The organism is Heliomicrobium undosum (assembly GCF_009877425.1).
GTDB lineage: Bacteria > Bacillota > Desulfitobacteriia > Heliobacteriales > Heliobacteriaceae > Heliomicrobium > Heliomicrobium undosum.
In genome coordinates, this window is the sequence record NZ_WXEY01000012.1 from 40,287 (window position 1) to 66,410 (window position 26,124).

At 56.4% G+C, this 26,124-nt stretch carries 20 protein-coding genes and 2 CRISPR repeat arrays; of the genes, 18 read left to right on the forward strand and 2 right to left on the reverse strand.

The window, feature by feature from the left end; translation table 11 throughout:
- Positions 1–2: 2 nt before the first annotated feature.
- The 16 genes from GTO91_RS11580 (at position 3) to cas2e (ending at position 19,314) form a co-directional block, all read left to right on the forward strand.
- Positions 3–656: an amino acid ABC transporter permease gene (locus GTO91_RS11580; RefSeq protein ID WP_161258878.1), complete on the forward strand. Its 654-nt coding sequence runs from the start codon at positions 3–5 to the stop codon at positions 654–656.
- A gap of 15 nt (positions 657–671) precedes the next feature.
- Positions 672–1,334, forward strand: a complete 663-nt coding sequence (locus GTO91_RS11585; RefSeq protein WP_161258879.1) for an amino acid ABC transporter permease — start codon at positions 672–674, stop codon at positions 1,332–1,334.
- Between the two features lie 278 nt (positions 1,335–1,612).
- A complete protein-coding gene (locus tag GTO91_RS11590; protein WP_161258880.1) occupies positions 1,613–2,665 on the forward strand; it encodes a TIGR04222 domain-containing membrane protein in 1,053 nt (350 codons plus the stop codon).
- Positions 2,662–3,795 carry a radical SAM/SPASM domain-containing protein gene (locus GTO91_RS11595; protein WP_161258881.1) on the forward strand — a complete coding sequence of 378 codons (1,134 nt, stop codon included), beginning with the start codon at positions 2,662–2,664 and terminating at the stop codon, positions 3,793–3,795. The genes GTO91_RS11590 and GTO91_RS11595 overlap by 4 nt, the downstream gene beginning before the upstream one ends.
- A gap of 55 nt (positions 3,796–3,850) precedes the next feature.
- On the forward strand, positions 3,851–4,654 hold the full coding sequence (locus GTO91_RS11600) for a P-loop NTPase (RefSeq protein WP_161258882.1): 804 nt from the start codon (positions 3,851–3,853) through the stop codon (positions 4,652–4,654).
- 353 nt (positions 4,655–5,007) lie between these two features.
- Entirely contained in the window at positions 5,008–5,916 is a 909-nt protein-coding gene (locus GTO91_RS11605; RefSeq protein WP_161258883.1) for a diguanylate cyclase, read from the forward strand.
- 128 nt (positions 5,917–6,044) lie between these two features.
- Positions 6,045–6,404, forward strand: a complete 360-nt coding sequence (locus tag GTO91_RS11610) for a hypothetical protein (protein ID WP_161258884.1) — start codon at positions 6,045–6,047, stop codon at positions 6,402–6,404.
- Between the two features lie 235 nt (positions 6,405–6,639).
- Positions 6,640–8,226: a SpoVR family protein gene (locus GTO91_RS11615; protein ID WP_328793789.1), complete on the forward strand. Its 1,587-nt coding sequence runs from the start codon at positions 6,640–6,642 to the stop codon at positions 8,224–8,226.
- A gap of 159 nt (positions 8,227–8,385) precedes the next feature.
- Positions 8,386–9,883: direct repeats of the CRISPR family, unit length 29 nt; unit sequence ATGTTCCCCGCGTGCGCGGGGGTGTACCG.
- A 941-nt stretch (positions 9,884–10,824) separates the two neighbouring features.
- On the forward strand, positions 10,825–13,551 hold the full coding sequence (gene cas3 / locus GTO91_RS11620; protein ID WP_161258885.1) for a CRISPR-associated helicase Cas3': 2,727 nt from the start codon (positions 10,825–10,827) through the stop codon (positions 13,549–13,551).
- Positions 13,538–15,121: a type I-E CRISPR-associated protein Cse1/CasA gene (gene casA, locus GTO91_RS11625; protein ID WP_161258886.1), complete on the forward strand. Its 1,584-nt coding sequence runs from the start codon at positions 13,538–13,540 to the stop codon at positions 15,119–15,121. The genes cas3 and casA overlap by 14 nt, the downstream gene beginning before the upstream one ends.
- Entirely contained in the window at positions 15,118–15,621 is a 504-nt protein-coding gene (casB, locus tag GTO91_RS11630; protein ID WP_161258887.1) for a type I-E CRISPR-associated protein Cse2/CasB, read from the forward strand. The genes casA and casB overlap by 4 nt, the downstream gene beginning before the upstream one ends.
- A gap of 26 nt (positions 15,622–15,647) precedes the next feature.
- Positions 15,648–16,703 carry a type I-E CRISPR-associated protein Cas7/Cse4/CasC gene (cas7e, locus tag GTO91_RS11635; RefSeq protein ID WP_161258888.1) on the forward strand — a complete coding sequence of 352 codons (1,056 nt, stop codon included), beginning with the start codon at positions 15,648–15,650 and terminating at the stop codon, positions 16,701–16,703.
- The gene (cas5e, locus tag GTO91_RS11640) at positions 16,700–17,383 is read left to right on the forward strand and encodes a type I-E CRISPR-associated protein Cas5/CasD (protein ID WP_161258889.1); all 684 of its coding nucleotides are present in this window, start codon (positions 16,700–16,702) and stop codon (positions 17,381–17,383) included. The genes cas7e and cas5e overlap by 4 nt, the downstream gene beginning before the upstream one ends.
- A complete protein-coding gene (gene cas6e, locus GTO91_RS11645) occupies positions 17,365–18,039 on the forward strand; it encodes a type I-E CRISPR-associated protein Cas6/Cse3/CasE (RefSeq protein WP_161258890.1) in 675 nt (224 codons plus the stop codon). The genes cas5e and cas6e overlap by 19 nt, the downstream gene beginning before the upstream one ends.
- A gap of 52 nt (positions 18,040–18,091) precedes the next feature.
- Positions 18,092–19,024 carry a type I-E CRISPR-associated endonuclease Cas1e gene (gene cas1e / locus GTO91_RS11650; protein ID WP_161258891.1) on the forward strand — a complete coding sequence of 311 codons (933 nt, stop codon included), beginning with the start codon at positions 18,092–18,094 and terminating at the stop codon, positions 19,022–19,024.
- A gap of 20 nt (positions 19,025–19,044) precedes the next feature.
- Positions 19,045–19,314 (forward strand): type I-E CRISPR-associated endoribonuclease Cas2e, encoded by a 270-nt coding sequence (cas2e, locus tag GTO91_RS11655; RefSeq protein WP_161258892.1) that lies wholly within the window; start codon positions 19,045–19,047, stop codon positions 19,312–19,314.
- An 18-nt stretch (positions 19,315–19,332) separates the two neighbouring features.
- Positions 19,333–20,728: direct repeats of the CRISPR family, unit length 29 nt; unit sequence ATGCTCCCCGCGCACGCGGGGGTGAACCG.
- Between the two features lie 273 nt (positions 20,729–21,001).
- Here the strand turns inward: cas2e and GTO91_RS11660 are convergent.
- Together GTO91_RS11660 and GTO91_RS11665 are read right to left on the reverse strand one after the other, a co-directional pair.
- Positions 21,002–21,679 carry a hypothetical protein gene (locus GTO91_RS11660; protein ID WP_161258893.1) on the reverse strand — a complete coding sequence of 226 codons (678 nt, stop codon included), beginning with the start codon at positions 21,677–21,679 and terminating at the stop codon, positions 21,002–21,004.
- Between the two features lie 642 nt (positions 21,680–22,321).
- Positions 22,322–23,107, reverse strand: a complete 786-nt coding sequence (locus GTO91_RS11665; RefSeq protein ID WP_235919558.1) for a basic amino acid ABC transporter substrate-binding protein — start codon at positions 23,105–23,107, stop codon at positions 22,322–22,324.
- 647 nt (positions 23,108–23,754) lie between these two features.
- On the opposite strand from GTO91_RS11665, the gene GTO91_RS11670 reads away from it, so the two are divergent.
- Together GTO91_RS11670 and GTO91_RS11675 are read left to right on the forward strand one after the other, a co-directional pair.
- On the forward strand, positions 23,755–24,906 hold the full coding sequence (locus GTO91_RS11670; RefSeq protein WP_161258895.1) for a glycerate kinase: 1,152 nt from the start codon (positions 23,755–23,757) through the stop codon (positions 24,904–24,906).
- A gap of 164 nt (positions 24,907–25,070) precedes the next feature.
- A complete protein-coding gene (locus GTO91_RS11675; protein ID WP_161258896.1) occupies positions 25,071–26,111 on the forward strand; it encodes an HD-GYP domain-containing protein in 1,041 nt (346 codons plus the stop codon).
- The last annotated feature ends 13 nt before the right edge of the window (positions 26,112–26,124 follow it).

Sequence of the window (26,124 nt, forward strand, 5' to 3'; positions counted from 1 at the left end):
GCATGGAGCAGTGGAATGACGTGTTATCTTATGGGCCACAGTTTTTCTCCGGTCTGAAGGTGACCATCGAAGTGACCCTCTATTCCTTGCTGCTGTCCATGGTTATCGGCGTCGCCATCGCCATCCTGCGCGTTTCCGGCTCCAAAGTCCTCAACGCCTTCGGCGTCGCCTACGTGGAGTTTTTTCAAAACACCCCGTTGATCATCCAGGTCTTCTTCATCTATTTCGGGACGCCGGCGCTGGGCATCAAGCTGTCGGGTTTCGCCTGCGGCACCATCGGACTGGCCATGTATACAGGCGCCTACATCGGCGAGGTCTTCCGGGCCGGCATCCAGGCGGTGCCGAAGGGGCAGATGGAGGCGGCCCGTTCTTCCGGGATGAGCTACTTGCAGGCCATGGGTTATGTCGTCCTGCCCCAGGCGGTGAAGATCGTGCTCCCGCCCTTGACGAACCAGGTCGTCAACATGGTGAAAAACTCGGCCATCTTGAGCACCATCGTTGTGGCCGACCTGATGTATGAGACCTACCGCATCGCCAGCGAGACCTTCATCATCTTTGAGGTCTTCATCTTCGCGGCGCTGCTTTACCTGGTCATCACGGTGCCGCTCAGCACGGTCGCCAATCTGCTCGAACAGCGGTTGCGCCGCAGTTCCTAGGGAGGAGGGGGAGCTTTGGACTGGTCGAAATGGACCGTACTCTTTGAACCGAAAAATGTCAAGTTTTTATTGCAAGGCTTGCAGTGGACCATTGAACTGGCCCTGATCAGCATCGCCCTCAGCCTCTTATTCGGGATCGTCATCTGCGCGCTGCGCATCTCCCAGTATCCCTTTTTGCGCTACCCCGCCTTCTTGTATGTGGAGTCCCTGCGCAACCTGCCCCTGATTCTGCTGATCTTCTTTACCTATTTTGCCTTGCCAAAAATCGGCCTGGGCCTGCCTAAGTTCTGGGCGGCTGTCGTGGCCTTCACCATCTTTACGTCGGCACTGGTCGCCGAGATCATCCGCGGCGGCATCCAGTCGGTGCCCAAGGGGCAGTGGGAAGCGGCCCGCGCCCAGGGGTTCACCTATCTGGAGACGATGGTCTACATCATCCTGCCCCAGGCGCTTCGCAAGATGATCCCGCCCTTGATCAGCCAGTTCATCACCCTGACGAAGGATACCTCCTACGCCTCGATCATCGGGCTGACGGAGCTGACGGAGCACGGCAAGCTGATCTTCATCGAGCACAACAACCCCGTTCAGGTCTTCTTCTTTGTCGCCTGCATCTACTTCGTTGTCAACTTCACTCTGTCCCGCTTCGGCGTGTACATGGAAAAACGGATGGCGATGGGTTGAAAGGCGGCAACCGATGAATACAGAGTAACAGGCTCTCTGTCCAGCAGGTGGACAGGGGGCCTTTCTGTTTCCCCGCTATGGGGCGCAGCTTTTTTCTGCCCTGACGTTTTTCCCCTGTAAATCGGATTGTTCCGTCTGATACAATGGAAGGGAATTAAGATGGGTGGCAGGGTTGACAGAAGCGATGGTCAACCGAAGAGCGATAGGCGACGGAAGTCTTGAATGACATGACATAACAAGAATCACGATGGCGCTGATTGCCGAAAAGGAGGATGTCCATGGACTGGCTGACCTTGATTCCCGGTCCGGTTTTTCTGATCCTCTACCCCTGCTTGGCGGGCATCATGATCGTTGTCGTCATGCTGTCTATCCGGACCGGGAGCGCTGTCCGAAAACCGCTGTCTCCGGAGGCGGAGTTGGACCCTGTTCACATGGCCTACCTGCGCGGCGGTTGGCAGGCCGTCGTGGAAGCCGTCGTTTTTGATCTGCACAACCGGGGGCGTGTCGCCTTCTCACCCGATGGTCGCCAGCAGCGGCTCGTGGATCAGACGCCAGGAGCGGCGGCAACCCCACTGGAGCGAGAGGTGCTCGATGGGTTCACACGTCACGGGACGCCACGGGAGCTATACCGGAACGATTCCTTCCGCTCTCGAATAGAACGGTTGCTGGCGCCGGTCCGAGCAGACTTGGAGAAGGCGGGCTTGCTGCGCAGCGCCGAGGAACGGGGACGGGCGGTAAAAATCGCCCTGTTGACCATGGCGGTGATCGCCCTTATCGGGGCGGTCAAACTGGCTTCTGGAATCAATGTCCATAAGCCTGTAGCGCTGTTGGCTATCGAGATGTTCATCTTGCCGGCGGTGGCATGGCTGGCCTTACAGCCCTCTCGACGATTAACCGGACTTGGCGAAGCGCATCTGAACGATGCCAACCGGCGCTTTGCCTGGGTGCGCCGTGAGTTCAGGCAGGAAAGCAATCCGCTCGATATGAACCCGGCCCTCTATGTGGCCCTCTTCGGCGCCGGCTTCGTCACGGCCGGCATGGGCTATGACCCCTATTATGAGTTGTTTGCTCGTTACGGCGGCAGGAACGTTTCGCCCGGCGACGGTTCCGCCGGCGGTTTCGGGGGCGGATGCGGCGGCAGCGACGATGGAAGCGGCGGCGGCTGTGGCGGCGGCAGGGGGTTCTTTGACTGGGGAAATCGATTTGGCGGTGATATCAATATGGGTGGAGGCGCCGGAGACGATGGAAATTCCGGCGGCGGTTGCGGAGGCGGCAGTGACTCCGGCGGCGGTTGCGGAGGAGGCGGCTGCGGCGGTGGTTGCGGCGGGTGACCGGGACGATGCTGCTGCAGTGGCACATCACTGAGCGGTGCAACTGGCGCTGCGCCCATTGCTATCAGGAGGACAACGCGCCCGCCGGCGCGGACACCGATGCCAACGCCAACGCCAACACCAACACCTACACCTACACCAACGCCAACGCTAACGCCGGGACCGGTGATGACGAAGACCAAGGCAAAGGCGAGTTGGCCCCCGAAGCATGGCCTGGCGTCATCGAACAGTTCAAGGCGCTGCTGGCGGAACTGTCGCGCCGGCAGGGGCGGCAAGCGCGCGGTCAGGTCACCGTCACCGGCGGCGAGCCCTTCATCCACCCTGCCTTTATGGACCTGCTCGCTTTGCTGGCTGCTGAAAAGGCGCATTTCCGCTTTGCCATCCTAACGAACGGCAGCCGCATCGACAACGCCGTCGCCAGGGAACTGCGCCGGTTGGAACCTCTATTCGTGCAGGTCAGCATCGAAGGGAGCCGCGAACGGCACGAAGCCATCCGGGGATCGGGGACCTATGACCAGGCGGTGGCGGCGCTGGAATCGCTCGTCCGCCAGGGGGTGCCCGCCTTCATCTCCTTTACGGCCCACCGGGAGAACTACCGGGACTTTCCCGAGGTGGCCCGTCTGGGCCGCCGGTTGAAGGTGGACAAGGTCTGGGCTGACCGGCTGATCCCTTTTGGCCGCGGCGAAGGCCTGGCAGGCGCGTCGCTGACACCGGAAGAGACGCGCGATTTTTTGGAAATCATGTCCGGCGCCCGCCGCGAGGCGGAACGGTCCTGGTTTCAGCGGAAGCGGACCGTCATCGCCCTGGATCGGGCCTTGCAGTTTTTGAGCGACGGCGGGAAACCCTATCGCTGCACGGCGGGGAGGAGCCTGCTCTGCCTCCTGCCAAAGGGCGATGTGGCGCCCTGCCGCCGCCTGCCGCTGATCGCCGGCAACATCCGGCAAGCGACGTTGTCGGACATCTACTTCGGTGCGCCCTTGCTGGCCCCACTGCGCGATCGGGCCAACGACCCGGCATCCTGTGCGGGTTGCCTCTACCGGCGCGCCTGCGGCGGCGGTTTGCGCTGCCTGGCCTATGCGGCGACGGGCAATCCCTTTCAGCGCGATCCGGGGTGCTGGATGGGATGTTGAAATGGCGCTTCTGAAAGTAGATGATTTCATATGAAGTTAGAAGGGATAGAGCGCAATGACATGTGAAGTCGTCATCACCGTGATGAGCGGGAAAGGCGGGACAGGCAAATCGACGGTGACGGCCTTCCTGGCCGCCGGCCTGGCGAAGGCCGGTCTGTCGGTTGCTGTCGTCGACGGGGATGTGGCTGGTCCGGCAATCCCGGCGCTCTTCGGGCTGAAAGAAACCTTGCGCCGTCAAGGAGACCGCTGGATGCCAGCCATAACTCGACGGGGCATCGCGGTCTGGTCGGCGGGACTGCTTCCTGATGAAGGGCGATCCCTGCTCTCCGGTTCTGGCGCGCGCCGGCGCGACATCCTCGGCGAGTGGATCGGTTCAGCAGCCAAGGGGGGATGGGACGTGGTTCTCATCGACATGCCCTCGGGACTTGGCGAGGTCCATGAGGCAGTGGTTGACGCCTTTGCCGGCCTTTCCATTCAGCCGGATGGGGATGTCCGGCCCGATGGGGATGTCGAGTCCGGGCAACGAAAGCCCTTCACCGGCGCGCTGCTGGTCACGTCGCTCCGGGAACTAGACCGGCGCGTGGTGCGGCGGACGGCCGCCTGGTTAAAGGAAAAAGGAGTCCCCATCGTCGGGGTGGTGGAAAACGGGGGAGAGATCGAATGCCCTCACTGCGAAAACCTGCTCCCCTTGTCTGACGGCGACGAGGCCTGGGCGGGAGAAGGCGGCGTCATCGCTTGCTTTCCCTGGTCCGCCAAGTTGATCGAATTTGCCCGGGCCGGAAAGCTGGAAGAATACCATCACCCGCTCGTCTTTCAGATGGCCATAAACATTTGGGAAAGTTCACACAAAGAGGGTTGACAGCGGGTTTTCTTGGGTGTATGATATAACCAAGAGGAGCAGCCAAGGCGCTGCAAAGTCTCTCTCCGCTGAAGGTGAGAGGGGCTGAGGAGGACGGCGGATCGGTTGGCTGGTCCTCACCATAAGGTCGGCCTGCCTGGCCGGCGAGAAGGGGTCTGCGGATGTGTGCAGACCCCTTCGTCATGTTTTCGCAGGCTTTTTCCCCAACGGGGTTTCTCCTTCTGTGTCGACATTCAAGGGCTGTTTCCTCTGTTCAGGTCTGGTTTTATGACGAAAAGGGAGAAAAACAGCAGGGATTTCAACATATAACGAGAATCTTTCTTATTGTGGACATACGCCAAGAGGTGAACCTCGTGTCAAGAGTGATGATTGTCAACGATTCCATCCTGGAAGGTCGCATCCTGCTGGACTTGCTTTCCCGCCGCGGATACCAGGTGGGCATCGCCCGCAACGGCTTTGACGCCTTGACCATGGCGAGGACGTTCCATCCCGATGTGATCATTTCCGATATTGTGCTCCCCCGCATGTCCGGATTGGACATGATCCGCCGGCTCAAGGAAGGGACCGAGGGTTACGATATCCCGGTCATCTTCGCCTCCTCCAGCGAAGCCAAGAACGACCGGCTGGAATGCTTGAAGGCGGGCGGCTCCGATTACATTCAAAAACCGATCGACCATGAGGAGTTGATCCTCCGGGTCGAGGTGGCCCTGCGCCACAAGACCTCCATCGACAGCCTGAAGCGGCGGGAGGGTATCCTCCGGGCCGGTTCACTGCGCGACCCTCTCACCGGTTTGTACAACCGCCGCTATTTTGACCAAAAGCTCGCCGAGGAATTGGCCCGCGTCGACCGCTACGGCAGCATCCTGACCTTGATCATGCTCGACATCGACCACTTCAAGCGGATCAACGACAACCACGGCCACCTCGTGGGCGACAAGATCCTGATCACCATGGCCGGCCGGTTGAAATTGAATGTGCGGGCCACCGACACGGTCTGCCGCTTCGGGGGCGAGGAGTTCGCCATCATCGCCGCTGAGACGGATCTGAAAGGCGCCTTCACCCTCGCCGAAAAAATGCGCGAGACGGTGGCCAACGAGCCCTTTGTCGTCTCTGACGACCTGGCGCTCACCGTCACCTCGAGCTTCGGCATCTCCGAATGCAAGCGCGTCAACGAGACGGCCCAGACGCTGATCGACCGGGCCGACAAGGCGCTCTACGAGGCAAAAAAGAGCGGCCGCAACCGCGTTGAGTGGCTGGGATAAAACTTTGCTCAGCCCCTTAACTATACGAGTGGCCGTGATAAAGCATTACGTTAGCCCCAGAGGAGTATAGAAGCGCGATTGCGGGGAACAGCTAGGGTTGCCCCATCACATATGTGTGAGGTGACTCCGTGAAATCGCAACCGTATACTCATCCCAGCATCCCGCGAGAGGTGCAAGGCCATCCCCTCTTGCCGGGGGCATTGCCGCTGGTCGAAAGCGCCGATCTGGCCCATTACCTGGCCGGATGGACCCGCGTCTTCTATCTGCGCCACCAGTCCTTCGTCAAATCCGTAGACGCGATCACGCCGGAGGCGATGGCCGAGATCTTTGCCGAGACCTGGCATGACTTTCTCGGACAGGCCCTCAGCCGGTTTCCTTTGGAGGACAGCCAGATCCGCCTCAGCGAGATCGTCGACGCCGCCATCGCCCGCGGGCTCGACCATTTCCGGCGGACCGGCGCGGACGGGGGACCGACGACTATCCACTGAGGTTATAGAACGTCCGAGGACGCTGTTGAAGCCGTTGATGCAAAGACGATGTTGACGCCATGGGGCCGATGAATATTGACGCCGTTAACACCGGTGATGACAATTGTGCCTATAATTGAGCGCAGCATATTCTAAACCGCCGCAAATCCTTTGTGGCGGTTTGTTTTTTGCCGGAAAAAAAAGCCCCCCCACCCCATAGACTGTTAGGAGATGTTAGGGGAGGGGAGGATTGCCGGTGGAACAGGGGCAGATCAAATCGGAGTTGGACCGCCTGAGCCGGTCAATTCCCAGGTTGATCGAGATCGCCAAAAACTTCGGCCTCGACTTTTACGATATGCGCTTTGAGGTCGTGCCGGCTGACGTGCTCTACACCTTCGGCGCCTACGGGATGCCGACGCGCTTCAGCCACTGGTCATTCGGCAAAAGCTTTCATCGGCTGAAAATGTCCTACGACTACAACCTGTCCCGCATTTACGAACTGGTGATCAACTCGTCGCCCTGCTACGCCTTCCTGCTGGAGGGCAACACGCCCATCCAAAACGAACTCGTCGCCGCCCACGTGCTGGCCCACTGCGATTTTTTCAAAAACAACGCCGCCTTCCGGGGAACGTCCCGCCATATGGTCGAATCGATGGCCTCCTCGGCGGAACGCATCCGGGAATACGAGATCCGCTATGGGCGGGAAAAGGTCGAGGCTTTCCTTGACGCCGCCATGGCCATCCAGGAACACATCGACCCCCATGTCCACACGATCAAGGACGCCGTGCCGAAAGAGCCCAAGGTCCAGCCGGACAGTCCCTTTGAGGATCTCTTTGCACTCGATAACCTCCTGGACGGGGGCGGTGGCGTTGCGAGCGGGGTGAGCGGGTCCGGGAGCGGTTTCGGCGGTGCTGGGAGCGGTCCTGGGAGTAGTTCGGGCAGCGGTTCCGGTGGAAGCAGCGGCTCGGGCGGCATGGGCGCCAACAGCGGCGGGAGCGGCAGCAGTTCCGGCAGAACCGTTTCGTCGTGCAAGGGAGCGACATCATCGCCTGCGCAGACAGCGGGGGTGAAAAAGCCGGGCGAAAACGGGCGAGTCAACGGGGAGGAGCGGAAAATCCCCGAACGACCGGAAAAGGATCTTCTCCTGTTCATCATGGAGCATGGCCGCTTCCTCGATGACTGGCAGCGGGACATTCTGACCATCTTGCGCGAGGAGATGCTCTACTTCTGGCCTCAGATGCGCACGAAGATCATGAACGAGGGATGGGCGAGCTATTGGCATCTGCGGATTATGCGGGAGATGGAGATGGAGGAGGAGGATGCCTGGGAGTTTGCCAAGATGCACGCCCAGGTCGTCCAGTCGTCGCGCAGTTCCATCAACCCCTACTACCTGGGGCTGAAGCTCTTCGAAGACATCGAGAAGCGCTACGGCCACGACATGATTTTCGAGGTGCGGGAGGTCGACACGGACCAGTCCTTCATCCGCAACTACCTGACGAAGGAACTGGTCGACTCGGCCGATCTGTACCTGTACAAAAAAGTGGGCAACCAGTGGCAGATCATCGAAAAGAACTGGGAAGTCATCCGCAACGAGATGGTTAACCGCATGACCAATGGCGGCCTGCCGATGCTGTTTGTGGAAGACGGCGACTACAACCGCGCCGGCGAACTCTTGATCCGTCACGCCTATGAAGGGGTGGAACTGGACATTCCCTACCTGGAGAAGACGCTGCCCCACCTGTTCACGCTCTGGGGCAGGGCGGTCTATCTGGAAACGGCGGTGGATGGGAAGCGGATTCAGTTTAGTTATAATGGGGAGAAGGTGCAGAGGAAGTATTTGTAATCGGGGAAAAGGGGTAGAAGCTCTTGAGGATTTGCCATCGACGTGAGAGTCGATGGTTTTGTTTTGTGTAAAAATTGGAGGAAATTATCAGCTGTTGACGAATGATACCTGAAAGGGGATTTTCGAGAGGAAGCCGCGTCATTATTAGGTTTTTCTAGTATGTTCCCCGCGTGCGCGGGGGTGTACCACCAGCTTGTGTCTTGCTTGTTTCATTGGTTCCATGTTCCCCGCGTGCGCGGGGGTGTACCGGCTTGCATGTCCTGGGCGAATGTTGCAGATGAATGTTCCCCGCGTGCGCGGGGGTGTACCGGCAACTGGTCCAACTCTTCGGGTTTAATTCCCATGTTCCCCGCGTGCGCGGGGGTGTACCGGCAGACACGCCGACAGTGGCCACCAGCAAGGCATGTTCCCCGCGTGCGCGGGGGTGTACCGCGTTGTGGGCAGTTTTCCGGTGACCACTTGATATGTTCCCCGCGTGCGCGGGGGTGTACCGAAGTAGATTTAGATAAGTTTATAAAATATTGCATGTTCCCCGCGTGCGCGGGGGTGTACCGTCAGCGCCGCCCCCGGAAACCCAAGTCGATCGATGTTCCCCGCGTGCGCGGGGGTGTACCGGAACGCTGCAGTTCATCCGGGAGCAGGAAAGCATGTTCCCCGCGTGCGCGGGGGTGTACCGTCAACAGCGGGCACATTATCGATCAGCAGGAGATGTTCCCCGCGTGCGCGGGGGTGTACCGGAAAATCAACAGGGTGATCTGCCCGTCCTTTTATGTTCCCCGCGTGCGCGGGGGTGTACCGTGCAGGGAGTATGGGATCAAACTGCGCGTTGCATGTTCCCCGCGTGCGCGGGGGTGTACCGATGCTATGTTATTAGCAAATGTTCTTCGAGATATGTTCCCCGCGTGCGCGGGGGTGTACCGGCATTCGCCGCCTCCCAGGGCTACGACCTGGTATGTTCCCCGCGTGCGCGGGGGTGTACCGATTCCGCTCGCAGAGTGGCAGGCGCTGCGCTTATGTTCCCCGCGTGCGCGGGGGTGTACCGGCTGAAGGCATTGGGGAATGCCGTGGTTCCGTATGTTCCCCGCGTGCGCGGGGGTGTACCGGATTCCGGGGACGCGGCGCTGCTCGTCGAGTTATGTTCCCCGCGTGCGCGGGGGTGTACCGCCATGGATATCAAATTACTGGAGGCGTTGTCAAATGTTCCCCGCGTGCGCGGGGGTGTACCGTTCTCCAGGACCACCCTTGATGACTTTGATCCATGTTCCCCGCGTGCGCGGGGGTGTACCGACGTGTTCGCGCGTTGTAATATCAGCCGGTTGCATGTTCCCCGCGTGCGCGGGGGTGTACCGATATCGCCCGGGCTTGCGATGGCGGCGTATTTATGTTCCCCGCGTGCGCGGGGGTGTACCGCAAGACACCGGGGCGAAATGGTACGGACCCGCATGTTCCCCGCGTGCGCGGGGGTGTACCGCAGAGCACGCCCTGCTTACATACCAGGAAAATCATGTTCCCCGCGTGCGCGGGGGTGTACCGTGGATTGACGAGCCGCACAAGGTCATCCGGGCATGTTCCCTGCGTGCGCGGGGGTGTACCGTCAATAAAGAAAGCTTTGATATCGTCCCAATTCATGTTCCCCGCGTGCGCGGGGGTGTACCGAGAAGATCCGCGAACTGAAACAAGAGAAGGGCCATGTTCCCCGCGGTGTGCCGCCCGAACCGAAAAAAGCTGAAGAACCGACCGAAACCATGTTCCCCGCGTGCGCGGGGGTGTACCGCGGTGACGCTGGACGTAGCGGTGAAGTAACCATGTTCCCCGCGCACGCCGGGGTGTACCGTACAACGTTCACCATTCCAACGAAAATCCCAGTATGTTCCCCGCACACGTGGGTGTGTAACGTAAAGGGGCGAACGCGTGATGGCCGATCACGGAATATTCCTCGTGCACACGGGGGTGTACCGAGAAGCCGCCTCTAACAGCGGTGACCGTCTCCATGCTTCCCGCTCTCGGGGTGAACAGTTGTGGATGCGGGCTTTGGACAAGTTTGGTACATGTTCCCCGCGAACGCGGTTTTATGCTCCGGGTTGGACCGGCATATAGACGGTTGTGGATGAGAAGAAGAATCATTTTAGCTGTAAAGGTGAAAAAGTCCAGAGGAAGTATTTCGAGAAAATAACAACAAACTGGGATCACCGATAAGGTTCTATGCTAGCGAACTTTTTTTGCATGTAAAAAATGGAGGGAAATAAAAGGTTTTGAAGAATAGATAATTTCGAGTGGAACAAATTGAAAAAACTCTTGGGTGAACCAAAAGGGGGATTTTACTCCCCCTTTCCGCTCCTTCCGTTCGGCTTCGATGGACATTATGCTGCCTGTGCGCGCGGGAGTGAAATAATACAGCTCACCCCCGGGTACTCATGGGTTTTATGCCTCTGAGCGAGTGAAAGCGTACCGCTGATAACCGGACTGGTGCAGGAACCCCCTAAGATGCTCGCATACGCGGGGGTAACCCCTTGCCCATTACTAAGCGCTATTCCGAAAACGGGAAGAAACAAAGTAGTGCTTGATTTTTCAATGCAGTTTTGCGCTAGGGGTGTTTTCATGGGAACTCAAGAAACCGCGCATCCCCCCTGTGAGCTAGAACAGCTATTGTCCCCCTGGGGAAAGGCGAAATCGAATGATTTCTCCAATTATCACCCGATTCTTTATCACATGGCAGATGTCGCGCATGTCGCCCATCTTCTGTATCAAAGTATATTAACACCTTCAGTGAGACGAATCATCGCAGCCGAACTTGGGTTAACTGAATCTCAGACAGGGAGATTTATTTCATTACTCGCCGGTGAACATGATATTGGTAAAGTATCTTCGTTTCAGTTTCGCTCTCCTATTGTGAAGGAGATATTGGCGAATACGGAATTGAACATAGTGCATCCCGATTACCAACCCCATGGTGTAATCACCGAATACGTCTTATCAAGAATCGATGAACCCTGCATTACCGGTTGGAACTGCGGGAAACGGCTGAAGAGAGCATTGGCGCGGCTTACAGCCGGTCATCACGGTAGATTTCCTAAAGATACGCAATTGAGCCTGGGAAGAAACGCAGACGGGGGGGAGCCCTGGGCAAAAATACGAAAAAATTTGCTTTTTCAACTTACTCGTATGTTCGAAGAAGCTCCGCCAATTGAAATCAAGGTTTCGGATCTGACAGAAGCCGGGCTTGTGCCAATCATCGCAGGGTTGATAACGGTTGCAGATTGGATCGCGTCGTCAGAAGCCTTTTTCCCCTATGAACCCCTGCAACCCATTCACGAATACCCCGCAATATCGCGTGCGCGCGCTGAAAAAGCCGTATCTTCGGTCGGATGGAAACAGACCATCGATAAGGTAACCACCCATGAGCGAACCGCCGCATCTTTTGAAGAACTCTTTGGTTTTTCGCCAAACGAAATGCAGAAAACGGTGGCGGACATCGTAGAGGTTTCCGATTGTCCAAAACTGATCATCATCGAAGCGGCCATGGGCGAGGGAAAAACGGAAGCCGCGCTGTATGTGGTCGAACGTCTTTTGGCGCAAGGATTTGCCCAGGGGATGTACCTGGCGCTCCCAACGCTTGCCACATCGAATGCGATGTTTGACCGAGTTCGAGACTATCTGGGGAAAAAAGCGGCCCAGAACTCGGTTCGGTTCAATTTGCAACTTGTACATTCAGGAAAACTATTATCAGACTCTTTTGAAGAACTCAGAATGGCCACCATTGATGAAAGCGATGAGGGAAACGTCGTCGCAGAGGAATGGTTTGTCGGTCAAAAGAGATCCCTTTTGGCACCGTTCGGCGTCGGCACCATCGACCAGGCGCTGTTGGGAACCTTACAAGTCAAGCATTGGTTTGTCCGCCTCTTTGGTTTGGCGGGAAAAGTCGTCATCGTAGATGAAGTGCACGCCTACGACGTTTATACCAACGAGTTACTAAAAAATCTGTTGTCCTGGCTGAGGCGAATCGGCTGTACGGTGCTCCTCTTATCTGCAACATTGCCCCATGAGAAACGAGGCCAGCTTCTTCAAGCCTGGGGGGCGGTACAATATAGCGAATATTGCGCCTATCCTCGTGTAACCGTCGTTCAGCAGGACAGATCGTTGACCAAGACATTTTCACCGCCAGCCAAGAAACAACCGGTCAAGATGACCTTTCATAAGACAAACCCCACTGCGCTCGCCGTCATGATTGACAAGGAATTGCCGGTCACTGGGCGGGCAGCGGTCATTTGCAATACGGTCAATCGCGCCATTCAGGTGTATAGAACACTTAAACGTTGCTTGGAACCTGCCGAATGGGTGGTCGAACTCTTCCATGCCAGGACATTGGCATGCTGGCGTCAGCAGACGGAAGAGTCGGTTATGAAGCACTACGGTAAAAATTCCAGTCGAGACGGAAAGCGAATTTTGGTAGCTACTCAAGTCATCGAACAAAGCATTGACTTGGACTTTGATTGGATGGCAACGGACTTGGCCCCTGTCGACTTAATCCTTCAACGCATGGGCCGGTTATGGCGTCATTATAGGAGCGAGCGGCCCATCCCTTTTCCACACTTGTGCATCTTGGCCGATGAGGATGCCGACGGCATCGTGCAGTTGCCTAACCATAGGGCCAACATATATGAGCCCTATATCTTGTACCGCACATACCTAGCGATCCGATGGCTCGAACATATCGATTACGCTGCAGATATTGACAGGCTGGTTCAGTTGGTTTATAGCGGCGAAATGACCCCGCCGGACCAGCGATGGGATCTATTGATGGAAACGCACAGGCAAAACATGATCGATCGCCGCAATGAGTTATTGGCCCAAGCGGAAACGGTGCTGTTGCCCGACCCGAAACAGGGGGCGCGAGCGATTCTTCGGCCGGGCAATACCGCTGAGCATAACGACATCGAACTCATTGACGACGATGACCCCAAAGTCCACAGAACGGTGCGCGCAGCCACTCGTATCGGGGATCCTTCCATCCTGTTGATTTGCGTTGGCGAACTGGAGGACGGCACAGCGCTTGCCCCGTTTTCTGCATGCGTTCCCGACTTGTCTCAGGTGAAGGAATTGATGCGCTTTAGCGTTTCCGTTTCCAGTAAAAAGATATTTCAAGCCGCAATCGACTTGGAGCCTCCCGATGAGTGGAGGAGTGTTCCCATGCTTCGGCATGCTCGATTGGTGCGCTTTGAACGCGGCGTTGCCCAAATCGGAAAAACGAGTGTACGACTGTCGAAACAGGAAGGACTCCAATGGAACGCACCGGATCAGGAGGTGGTCGTCGATGCCGACATTTAATCTCGTTGATCAGCCATGGATACCCTGTGTGGATACCAGCGGAAAGAGAAAGCAAGTCGGGTTGGAGGAAGTCATCGTAGACGCCGGTGGATTGCGAGAGATCGAAGGAAACAACCCTCTCGAGGTTCCTGCGCTGCTCCGGTTGATTGAGGCCATATTGTACCGGGCAATCGGTGTGGCGACAGAAGCAGAATGGCTTGAACTATGGACAAATGGAAAATTTCCTTCAGACAAGGTGAAGGATTACTTTAACCGGCATAGAGACGGTTTTGATTTGTTTGGGCCTCGACCCTTTTATCAGATTCCCGGCTTGGTGATGAAAGGCAAGAGCGGGTTGAGTCGGTTGGCCCATGAACTATCGACAGGGAACAATGCGACTCTCTTCGACCACAACGTGGATGACGTGCTTTTGGAAGTCGATTTTGCCGCCGCCGCTCGCATGTTGGTTGTCGGACAGGCCTTTGCGCTTGGGTTCGGGAAAGCCAGTACGGCGCAGATTGACGGAGAGGAAGTGCTGCGTCCCTATCTCGCTGACGGCGCTGCGTTGAGGGGATTTACGTTATGGTTACACGGCAACAACCTCTTTGAAACCTGTATGCTCAATCTAGTTCCGTCTCTTCGGGCCGCTGAAGATACTGTGCCCTGGGAAAGCACAAAACCGATGGAAAAAACGGACAGGGTGGTTGGGAAGAAAAGAATCGTACATAAGGTTTCTAGTGTGGCTGACTTATATACGATGCAGTCGCGTTTCATTCGACTGTTGCCGGATGAAGACGGACGAGTCCGAATGATGTATTTCACGCAAGGTCGCTCATTGGACAAAGACAAGCCGTTTAATGATCCGATGAAAGTCTATGTGCAAAGCAAGGAGGAGGGCATTTATCCGTTAGGACTTCGTGCCGATAAGGCCGCTTGGCGTGATCTCCATACCTTTTTCCAAGTCGGTTCCTTACGGAACAAAATTATCGAGTTTATTGCACAACTGATCGAAGATGACATATTGCCGAGGGAGACACGGTTTTCGGTCAACCTTTCCGGTCTGGCCACAGACCCAGGAAAAGCTGGCAAGTTTCTGCTTTGGCGACAGGAACACTATTCAATCCCGGCTAAAATTATTCAAAATCCGGATCTTGTGTCCACGATGGGAATGGCGATTCGCGCTGCCGAAGAAGTGGCCGTCGATTTGCGCAATCGTTTGAGGATGGTTGTCAAAGATTTCATTCGGCCAGAGGGGGAGGCAGAGTCAACGAGTGTAAAAAAAGATGTAAATACCGTGATAGATTCGTTAAACCCGACAAATCAGTACTGGGCAAGGCTTGAAGGAAAGTTTGCCGGATTTCTCAATCGTTTGCCCACTGACGGTGATGCAGCGCTGTCCGATTGGTATCGTCAAGTGGAAACCCAAGCGGGATGTTCTTTTCATGAGATTTGTCATCTCCTCGGTGAATCCCCGAGGGTCTGGAGAGCCATCGCGAGACACAGCGATAAATTTACAGCCGACTTGTCTTTGCGTCAGGAAAAAAAGGATGCCCGTAAAAAGCGAAGTCGAAAGGAGGGAACGGGCAAATGAGTGCTTCCTTTGAGACGGCTGTCAACGGCTTGATCGCCGAACTGTCGTCCTTTGAGCGGAATCGTGACAAGATTTCGTCGTGTCGGGCTGCCTTGGCAAGACTGCGGCAGTCCATTCAAAATCCGATCCATGCGGCGCCTTATGTCGCCCCATTTGCGGTCAATGTAAGTGGTGATCAAGAGGATTTGCTGTATCTCGCCGCTGGGCTTTTCGTTATCAACCCCATACATACCGAGGGGGTCTCCTTCGGTGCGGCCTTCCGACATCTAAGAGAGAAGTCCGACAGCATTGAAAAAAGGTTTAGTATGGTCCTTGCAGCCAGAAAGGAACAACTCCCCGATTTGCTCCGCCATTCCATTAAGCTGCTGGGAAGCCATGGTCTCGGCCTGGATTGGAAGATGCTGTTGCATGATGCAGACCGTTGGGATCTCGTTGACAGCGCCGTTCAGAGAAGATGGGCGAGGGATTTTTATCGGGAACCGGCCCGTTCCGCTAATTAAGATGATCGAGAAAGGGGAAGAGCCTTTTGAAAATCGAATGCCATGTGCTGCAAAACTTTGCGCCTTCTTGCCTCAACCGGGATGATACAAATACACCGAAAATGTGTGAATTTGGCGGTGTTCCCAGGGCGCGCGTTTCCAGTCAATCGTGGAAGCGGGCCATCCGGAACTTTTTTGTTTTAGAAAACAGCATCCCTATAGGCTTTAGAACGAAACGATTGGTGGAAAAGGTAAAGACGCTGACGAACGGTGAGATTTCGGACGAAACGGTTACTCAGTTCATCAGCGCCCACTATTCAAAAATGGATGATAAAAGGACCGATGAAACGGCTGTTTTGCTTTTCATTTCGGAAAGTGAGATAGAGGCGATCGTACAGTGTTTACGCGATGGGGCTGACAAGAAAACAGCGACTGAACGGCTGAAGAAGGCGCGACTGTCGGCTGATATCGCCATGTTTGGCCGCATGGTGGCGGAAGTGCCGGAACGTAAAATCGACGCCGCTTGTCAGGTGGCCCACGCGATCAGCACCCATCGGGTAAATATGGAAACAGACTTTTTCTCGGCCATGGACGATCTACAGCAGACCGATGAAACCGGTGCAGGCATGCTGGGGATCCAGGGATACAACTCTGCATGTTTTTATCGGTACTCCCTTATCGACGTGAACCAATTGGAGGAGAACCTAAAGGGCGATCAGGAGCTTGCGTTGCAATCGGTCAGAGAATACCTGCGGGCTTTTTGTCTTGCTTTCCCTTCCGGAAAACAAACTGTGATGACGGCCTATAACCCTCCGTCTTTCGTCCTCTTCATTGTGCGAAATGCAGGGGTGCCGGTATCATTGGCTAATGCCTTCGTGAAGCCGGTTCGAACGGATGATCTTGTTTCCGCCTCGATTGATCGTCTGGTGAGATACCATGATCAAATGAATAAGGTGTATGGTCTTTATCAAGAGGCGACGCAGGCGGTCGTCCATGATCGTGACGATCAGTTTCCATTGCATGGCCTCAGTTCTGCAAAGAAAGATAGTTTTGATAAAGCCGTCAATCTAATTGTGGAGACAGTGCGGAGAGAGCGGGCATGAACACGCTGCTCATCCCTTTAATCGGTCCCATGCAATCGTGGGGGAGTCGCAGCCGTTTTGATGATCGAGACACACAGCTGGCGCCAACGAAAAGCGCAGTCATCGGCTTACTCTGCGCTGCTTTGGGGCGCCGACGGGAAGAAGAGATATCCGACCTCACCACGATGCGGTTTGGTGTTCGCATTGATGCGCCCGGTCGGGCCTTTCGTGACTTTCAAACGGCCCAAAACGTGATCAAGGCGGATGGTACGGGTAAAACATCGGTGACGTCATCTCGACATTACTTAGCGGGGGCTCGATTTATCGCCGGTTTTGAGTCCGATAATCTCTGTTTGCTGCGTGAAGTTGAACAGGCGTTGCGTTCGCCGAAGTTTACGCTATGCCTGGGAAGAAAATCGTTTCCGTTGACAGTACCCCCATATTTTCCGAAGGGCTCTATCCGGGAACACAGACCGCTTGAAACCGCGCTTCAACAAGAGCCTTGGCGTTACCTGGACGAAATAGAACTCCCAGCAAAGCCGAGAAGACTTCCGGTGTTATTCGAGGCGGAAAACGGAGAAATTCTCATTTCCGATCTTCCGATTTCATTTTCACAACGTACATTCCGACAGCGAAGATTAACGCTTGAATATGTTGAGGTATCTAATGAGGTGGAAAAATGGTGTACCTGTCCGAATTAAAGTTGGATAGCTTCTGTCCCGATAACCGGCGTATGTTATCGGACAGTTATGCGGTTCACCGTTGGTTAATGAGAGCATTTCCGGATCAAGAAGCCGGGGGGGCCGGCAGAGTCTTATATCGAGTAGAAACGGAACGAGAGACAGTCAAGATACTTGTCCAGTCGGAATGTAAGCCGGACTGGAGCAAATGTGTCGGCGATGGGGTCTTCGTTCGCGGTCCGAAATCATTTGTTCTTATCCAACAAGGCCTATCTGTCTTCCGAGAAGGGCAAATCCTTCGCTTCCGTCTCCGGGCCAACCCCATTGTATCCCGAGAGGGGAAGCGATTTGGCCGGCATAAAGAAAATGAGCAGATCGAATGGCTGGTGAGAAAAGGGGAACAACACGGTTTTTCTCTGGTGCCGCTTTCGAACGGTCCTGACTGGTTTGACCCTTTTGGCGAGGACTCAGGTACGCCTAACTATGAACTGCGCGTCGTTAATCGTGGAATCGTAAATGGAAAAAAGCTAAAGTCGAAAATATCTCATCTTGCCGTAGACTTTGATGGGCTGTTGCAGGTGACTGACCCGCAAATCTTCATAGAAGCGATACGATTGGGAATCGGCCCGGCGAAAGCGTTCGGCTTCGGTCTGTTATCTGTGGCGAAAGTAATGTGATGTCTAATTATCCACGAACGCTGGGGCTCAAGTTTTGTAAGGAGTTGCCGGAATGCGCGATCTGCATGAACTGCCCAGGCTGACGGACAGCATCAGTTACCTCTATATTGAGCATGCCGTGGTGGAACAAGAGGCAAAAGCGATAGCCTTATGGCGGGAAGATGGAAAAGTCCAGGTTCCATGCGCGTCTTTAAGTGTGTTGTTGCTGGGGCCGGGGACAAAGATCTCTCATGCCGCCATGCGTACGCTTGCTGACTGTGGATGCAGCGTCCTTTGGGTGGGCGAGGGAGGGCTGCGGGTTTATGGTCAAGGGATGGGCGAAACTCGCAGTTCATCAAACCTGCTTCGTCAAGTGTCATTATGGAGTAATCCAGATACTCGCATGGCGGTCGTTCGGAGAATGTACGAGTTAAGGTTCCGGGAACCTGTCTCGCCGGAGATGACGTTGCGGCAGATTCGCGGAATGGAAGGCGGTCGCGTCCGGCAGATTTACGCCAGGTTAGCCAAGGAACATGGTGTCGTATGGACCGGCAGGAATTATGACCGGGGAAATTGGAATAGTGCCGACCCCGTCAATCGCGCGCTTTCAGCAGCCAATGCCTGCCTCTACGGTGTCTGCCATGCGGCTATCGTATCGATGGGATATTCTCCTGCGGTTGGATTTATTCACACGGGAAAGCAGTTGTCTTTCGTGTATGACGTGGCGGATATTTACAAAACGGATACTACAATAGCGGTGGCATTCACCGTGGCCGGAAAAAACGATGTTGCAAACATCGAGAGGGAAGTTCGGTTGGCTTGTCGTCAACAATTTCATGACAAACGGTTGTTGGAGCGAGTTGCCAAAGATTTATCGACGCTGTTTTCGGGGATCAATCTGCCTGAGGTGATCGAAGGGTACGATGGATCCGATGATAAACCAGGAGGCATCTGGGACGATCAGGATGGCGTCGTATCCGGCGGAAAGAACTATTCTGATGAATGAGAAAGGGGATTAAGAGGGGAATGGTCGTTATTCTTATGGAACGTGTCTCCTCTTCTGCCCGAGGTGAATTATCCCGATGGCTCGTGGAAGTCAAATCAGGCGTTTTTGTAGGTCGCATTTCAGCAGTGGTGCGAGAAAAACTGTGGGAACGCATCTGTGTACCAGCGGGAGGTGGGGCAACACTCATTTACACAACAAATACGGAACAAGGTTTTACGGTGAAAACCAACGGAAAGAGCCGGTATCGTATCGTAGACTTGGAAGGGGTTTTCTTGGCGGAAGCCCCGTAATTATTAGGTTTTTCTAGTATGCTCCCCGCGCACGCGGGGGTGAACCTGTTGGCCGGAAAGCTGGTCGATGGCATCGGTTATGCTCCCCGCGCACGCGGGGGTGAACCGAAATTAGAGGATATGTAAGGTGTAAGCATTTAATGCTCCCCGCGCACGCGGGGGTGAACCGAAGAGATTATCGACGTTACCGCTATCAATCAAAATGCTCCCCGCGCACGCGGGGGTGAACCGTAAAACGCCGCCTGGCCGAGAAAGGATTCCGCATGCTCCCCGCGCACGCGGGGGTGAACCGATGTTCCTGAAATCGGATTTCTGCCAGGTTCTATGCTCCCCGCGCACGCGGGGGTGAACCGGCCAACCACGCCATCGAGTTTATCGAGAAATAATGCTCCCCGCGCACGCGGGGGTGAACCGGGGAGCCATCCATTCCACGTCCCGGGCCAGGGATGCTCCCCGCGCACGCGGGGGTGAACCGTTCTCTATGACGGGGTTCCGTTCAGCACCGGTCATGCTCCCCGCGCACGCGGGGGTGAACCGAAAACACCGCGCTCGCGAAACCGTACGGCCTCATCGCCGCTATCCTTCAGGCTCCCCGCGCACGCGGGGGTGAACCGACTGTGCCGATGCAACCAAGGAAGGCTTTCGCATGCTCCCCGCGCACGCGGGGGTGAACCGAAGGGGGCGTAGGGGCGATGGAATGGGGAACCATGCTCCCCGCGCACGCGGGGGTGAACCGAAGAAATGCAAATACGCCGGCCAGTGCTTCAAATGCTCCCCGCGCACGCGGGGGTGAACCGCGAAGCCGCGGCGCCTGGTGGTGCGGACGCTGCATGCTCCCCGCGCACGCGGGGGTGAACCGCAGCTATCATGCTAACCATGTCAAAGCGATTAAATGCTCCCCGCGCACGCGGGGGTGAACCGTACCACTTTCGGCCATGACGGTAACGTTTCGGAATGCTCCCCGCGCACGCGGGGGTGAACCGAAGAACGAGAATATTTAAATTTATCTGTTATCATGCTCCCCGCGCACGCGGGGGTGAACCGTATGATTATGAACGCATGACGCGCAATCCTGACATGCTCCCCGCGCACGCGGGGGTGAACCGGCCACACAACCAGCCCAGCACCGCAAAAACCCATGCTCCCCGCGCACGCGGGGGTGAACCGACGTGGCGGCAATCGTCGCCATAGGCGAGCCGATGCTCCCCGCGCACGCGGGGGTAAACCGAACTTTGCCGCGCACTTCAAGAAGGTTGCTAAATGCTCCCCGCGCACGCGGGGGTGAACCGACAACAGTGAGTGCCAGGGGTAAGGGCGCCCTCATGCTCCCCGCGTACGCGGGGGTGAACCGGTTGTCGACGGTGATGCGTCATTCGCATCGGAACATGCTCCCTGCGCACGCGGGGGTGAACCGTCATAACGCTTGGCGCTTAGGACCAGGACTTTCATGTTCCCCGCGTACGTGGGGGTGAGTTTTCGCATAATCGCGTATTCTTTGACCATCTTGTGATTTGTCGAGTGAACAATCTACGTTCTTTTTTCGGTAAAAAACTTTTATAATTCGTATACGAATGTAGTGCGATAGGGGAAATAAAAGAAGCGACGCCCAAACCTAATGCATGGGCGCCGCCTCTTTTATGTCATGTACGTAAACCGTATTCAGAACCCGTAACCCCAAAACGCCAACTTACTCCGCAGCGCCTTGCTCCACAGCCAGGTCTTCCGTCTCGGCCAACTCAGGCATCACGTCGCCTTCGGGGACCATGGCGTCCTCGGCGTCGACTTCATCGGCAGCAGCGGTCTGGACGGGCAGTTCGCCGGCGCTCTTCCTGCGCTGGTACTCTTCGATCAGAGCGTTGATCCCCTGGAACATGGCGTCCTTGCCGTAGAGGAAGCGCATCATGCTGGGGACTTCTTCCTTAATGTTGGTGACGGTGATCTCCTTGCCCCGCTCTTCCAAGAGGCGGAGTTGTTCAAAGATCGTCGCCTTGATCTCGTCTTCGCTGCTGCCCCAGCGGATGCGGGCCGGTTTCACGGCGACCGGCTCGGCTACTTTTCGACGGCGGCCGCGGCGGGGCGCTTCGTCGACCAGTTCGATGGTGGTTTCCACGGCTTCGGAAGCAGCCTCAGCGGCCGCTTCGGCGGCGCTGGCTTGGCGCTCGCTCTCTTCCTTGACGGTGGCTTTGAGTTCTTCCAGGGCCTGACGAACAGAGGTCAGTTCGTTCATGACCGGCTCGAGGGCGCGGTTGACCAGGTCCTGGGCCAGTTGGAAGGCAAACTCAACGGACTGGCGGTAACGTTGATAATCGGCGTCCAGTTGCAGCAACGCCTTATCATGGGGGGAAAACTCATTAAATTGACGCATGTACGTTCCCATCCTTTAAATTCGTTTTCTGATGTTCAGGTATATTATATATCAAATTTACCTTTTCTAAAACAAAAAATCAATGTTTTTTTATAAAAATTAAGTCGTGAAGAACAAAAAGGATTGGCGCGGATATCCCTACATTCATTAATTCCACCAGGAGCAAGTCTATGGATGAGACTTTCGGCCTAACCGGAGGAAAACTAGTCTTCATATGATAGAGACCGCCTTTTCGCGCCTTCGAACAGGGCATGTAAAAAGCAAATGAGAATCTTCAACGGCGCGCCTTTTCCGGGATAATGTTTTTACATACAGAACGGCGGCAGGTAAGATTGCGAACGGGGCAGTCCAATCCGATCAGCAGTCAGTGTGAGGTTTTGTATCCCTGACGCAGGGGGTTGCTTCCATAATGGAAGCGGTATAGAGCCTGAGCCCGCATGATCGCAGCCCCATTGCGCCGAAAGGATGAGCCCGATGGAGTAAGGAGCTTACTCCAAACGCGGTCGTCGAATAGAAATAAACATACATTGAATCACCGGCGATTTCTAATAAACTTTCTAATATTCCTTTACAACTAAAAAAAGGCGCAGCGAGGATTCGCTGCGCCCGGTCTAAGCAGGGCATTCGCCTGATATACGATCGTTACTTCGCGCCGAAGTACTTGACGGACAGTTCTTTGATCTTGCCGTTCTTTTCGAGCTTGTCCAGGGCGTCGTTGATCTTTTGCTGCAGTTCCGTGTCGTCCTTGCGGACGGCGAAGCCGAACTGTTCCTTCTCCAAGCTGGTGTCTTCCAGGACGAGGAGTTTGGCGTCAGGGTTGTTGACCAGGTAGTTCTGGGCTACCGGCTTGTCGGCGATGACGGCGTCGAGTCCGTCGATCCGCAGGGTGTTCAGCGCGTCGGGGCAGGTTTCAAAGCGCTTGATCTTGGCGCTGCGCTCGCCCAACAGTTTTTCAGCCACGCCCATGCCGGTCGTTCCGTTCTGGACGCCCACGTTTTTATCTTTCAGGTCGGCGAGGGTCTTGACGGGGGAGCCTTCCTTGACGATGATGGCTTGGACGGAATCGTAATAGGGCTTGGAGAAGCCGATGCTCTCTTTGCGCTTTTCCGTGATCGTCATCGCCGAGGCGATCATGTCGATGCTCTGGTTCTGCAGTTCGGCGATCAGGCTGTCAAAGGGCGTATTCTTGATCTCCACCTCGACGCCGATCTCCTTGCCGATTTCCTTGGCCAGGTCGACGTCGAAGCCGATGATTTCGCCTTTTTCGTCCTTCCATTCAAAGGGGCGGTAGGTGGCTTCCGTGCCGACGACGATTTTCTTCTTGGCCGTCGTGGTTGTGGCGGGGGCGTTGCCGCCGCATCCGGCGAGACTGACGAGCAGGCCTGTGGCGAGCGCTGCGGCGCAGCCGATGCGCATCCATTTGGTCATCTGATAGGTCCTCCGTTTCGCGTTGGGTTTTGACATACGCGCATATTATACAAGTGTGAGCATAAAATCACAAGAACAAATAAACGGCAATTGCATGCAGTAACTGTGTGGGAGCGGTTTCCTATTAAAAACCTGCCGGCGACATCGGCGCGGTCAAGGAAAAAAGTTCGTGAAAACAATGACAATTTTTATGTGTGAAAGGCTAAACTCGGTTCCAACGGAAGACGATAGTAACGGTGAGGGACTTGGGTAGGGATACCCGAAGGGAGAGATGGCCATGGATGGCATTCGCGTCGTCCCCGTTTTCCCTCCACAGTACTTTCCCCAAAAAGAGAGGGAACGGGCAAAGGAAGTCCTCCCAACGACCAAGGGAAAACCAAAAGAATTTTCCCAATTGTTGATGGAGGCCATCCAGAAGGAGCAAAGGAAGGCACACTGACGCCCGGGAGACCGCCCCAACGGAAGAGAAAACCCGAGAACAGAGAAAAGAAACGGAGCGCAAACAAAGAACCAGACCCGAAAATGAAACGAAGACCCGAGAACGGAAGCGAAGACCCAGAAACGGAGCAAACACGCGAAACAGGAGCCGTCCGGCCCGGTTGCCGGACGGCTCGCCCATGCAGCAAAAGATGAAGTGAGGGGTTAGCATGCGCATCGTTGTCGCACCGGACTCGTACAAGGAATCCCTGTCTGCGCTGGAGGTGGCCGAGACCATCGCTCGGGCGGCCCGGTCGGTCTGGCCGTCGGCGGTGGTCGATCTCGTTCCCCTGGCCGACGGCGGTGAGGGATTCGTGGAGGCCATGGTCAAGGGGGTCGGCGGCCGTTTTGTCGAACGCGAGGTGACGGGACCCTTGGGGGAACCGGTGAAGGCCCACTACGGCATCCTTAAGGACGAAAAGAGCGCCGTCATCGAGATGGCGGCTGCTTCGGGGCTGCATCTCGTTCCCCGGGACAAGCGGGATCCCCGGATCACCACCACCTTCGGCACCGGCGAACTGATCGCCGCCGCCATCGACGCCGGCTGCGAGACCGTCTACATCGGCATCGGCGGTTCGGCCACCAATGACGGCGGCGCCGGCATGGCCGAGGCGCTGGGCGTGAGGCTCGTCGATGAGGAAGGGAAGGTCATCCCGCGCGGCGGCGCCGGTTTGGCCCGCCTGCAGCGGATCGACATGACCGGGCTTCATCCGGCCATCGCTTCCGGGGAGGTCACCGTCGTCGCCGCCTGTGACGTCACCAACCCCCTCTGCGGACCCGCCGGCGCCTCGGCCGTCTTCGGTCCCCAGAAAGGCGCCACGCCGGAGATGGTGGCCCAGTTGGACGCCAATTTGCGCCATCTGGCGACGGTCGTCGAAAGAGACCTGGGCCGGCAGGCGGCCGAAAAACCCGGCGCCGGCGCCGCAGGCGGCCTGGGGGCTGGCTTGATGGCCTTTCTCGACGCCCGGCTGGAGCGCGGATTCACCCTGGTCAGTGAGATCACCGGGCTGGAGGCAAAGGTGGCCGCCGCCGATCTGGTGGTGACTGGTGAGGGTAAGACCGACCGTCAGACCGCTTACGGCAAGGTTCCCTCCGGCGTGGCAAAGATCGCCGAAGGGTATGGCAAGCCGGTCATTGTCATCTCCGGGGGCGTCGATGATCACGAGGAATTGGAAACCGCCTTTTCCGCCCTCGTCGCCTGCACCCGTCTCCCTGTCGATGTGACGACGGCGATGGCCCAGGCGGAGCCCTTTCTTTACGCTACCGCCAAGGCCGTTTTCCGGCTCGTCGCCCTCGGCGCCGGGTTGAACAAAACTTGCTGATCAACCAGACAAAAAGCCCCATCCCCGTATTCCCAACCACCGAAAACTCCCTTATAATGTTTTCGTATGATCAACTTTTGTGTTGACGGGAAACGGGTCAGGCCGCGCTTTGGCCGCGACAACCCCCCGGCGGCAAACGACAGCATCAGGGAGGCACCAAGGATATGATGCGAATATCCGTCAGCCTGGTGGAGCCGGGCAACGTGCTGGCCAAACCGGTCTATGACGGCCGGGGCAGCGTCTTGTTGGCCAAAGGGGTTGAACTGACTGGAAGCTACATCCGGCGGTTGAAGGACCTGAACGTCCAGTCAGTCTTTATCGAGAGTCCCTTTGGCGACCTGATCAGTTACGAGACCGCTGTTTCCGACCCGGTTTTCACGGAGGTCATGAAGAACACGCGCCACCTGGTGAAGCTGCTGGCGTCGCCTCGTTCCGACACGGATCTGTCCAGCGCCAAAAAGAGCGTGGAGATGCTCGTTGACGAGTTGATCCGCAATCGAGGCGTCCTTCTCGATGTGAGCGCCCTCCACGATTATGACGAATACACCTTCTCCCATTGCGTTTCCGTCTGCGTGTTATCGATCATCATCGGCATGAGCGCCGGTCTGAGCCGGGAAGAACTGGCCATTTTAGGCATGGGCGCGCTCCTGCACGATATCGGCAAAACCCGGATCCCTGTGGAGATCCTGAATAAGCCGGGCAAACTGACGGCTGAGGAATATGGGATCATGAAGCAGCACACCCGCTTCGGCTATGACCTGCTGCGCAAAAGCACCAGCCTGTTGTCAGCCCATGTGGCCTTTCAGCACCAGGAGAAATTCGACGGCACCGGCTATCCCCGGGGCGTCAAAGGCGCGGACATTCATCTCTTCGGCCGCATCTCCGCTGTGGCTGACGTCTATGACGCCCTCACGTCGCGAAGACCTTACCGCCAACCGATGCCGGGGAACAAGGCCTATGAATACATCTGGTCCCAGTCGGGCACCCACTTCGACCCTGCCATGGTGCGCCATTTCTGCGGCACTGTGGCCATCTACCCCAATGGAAGCCTCGTCGAGTTGTGCGATGGGAAGAAAGGCCTGGTGGTCAAGCAAAACGCCGGCTGGCCGCTGCGGCCCGTCGTCTGCCTGCTTGAAGACAACCGTGTCTCTGAAATTATCGACCTCATGGATGAGGCCCGGACGGGTTTAGTTATCGTGGCATAACATCGGGCCATCG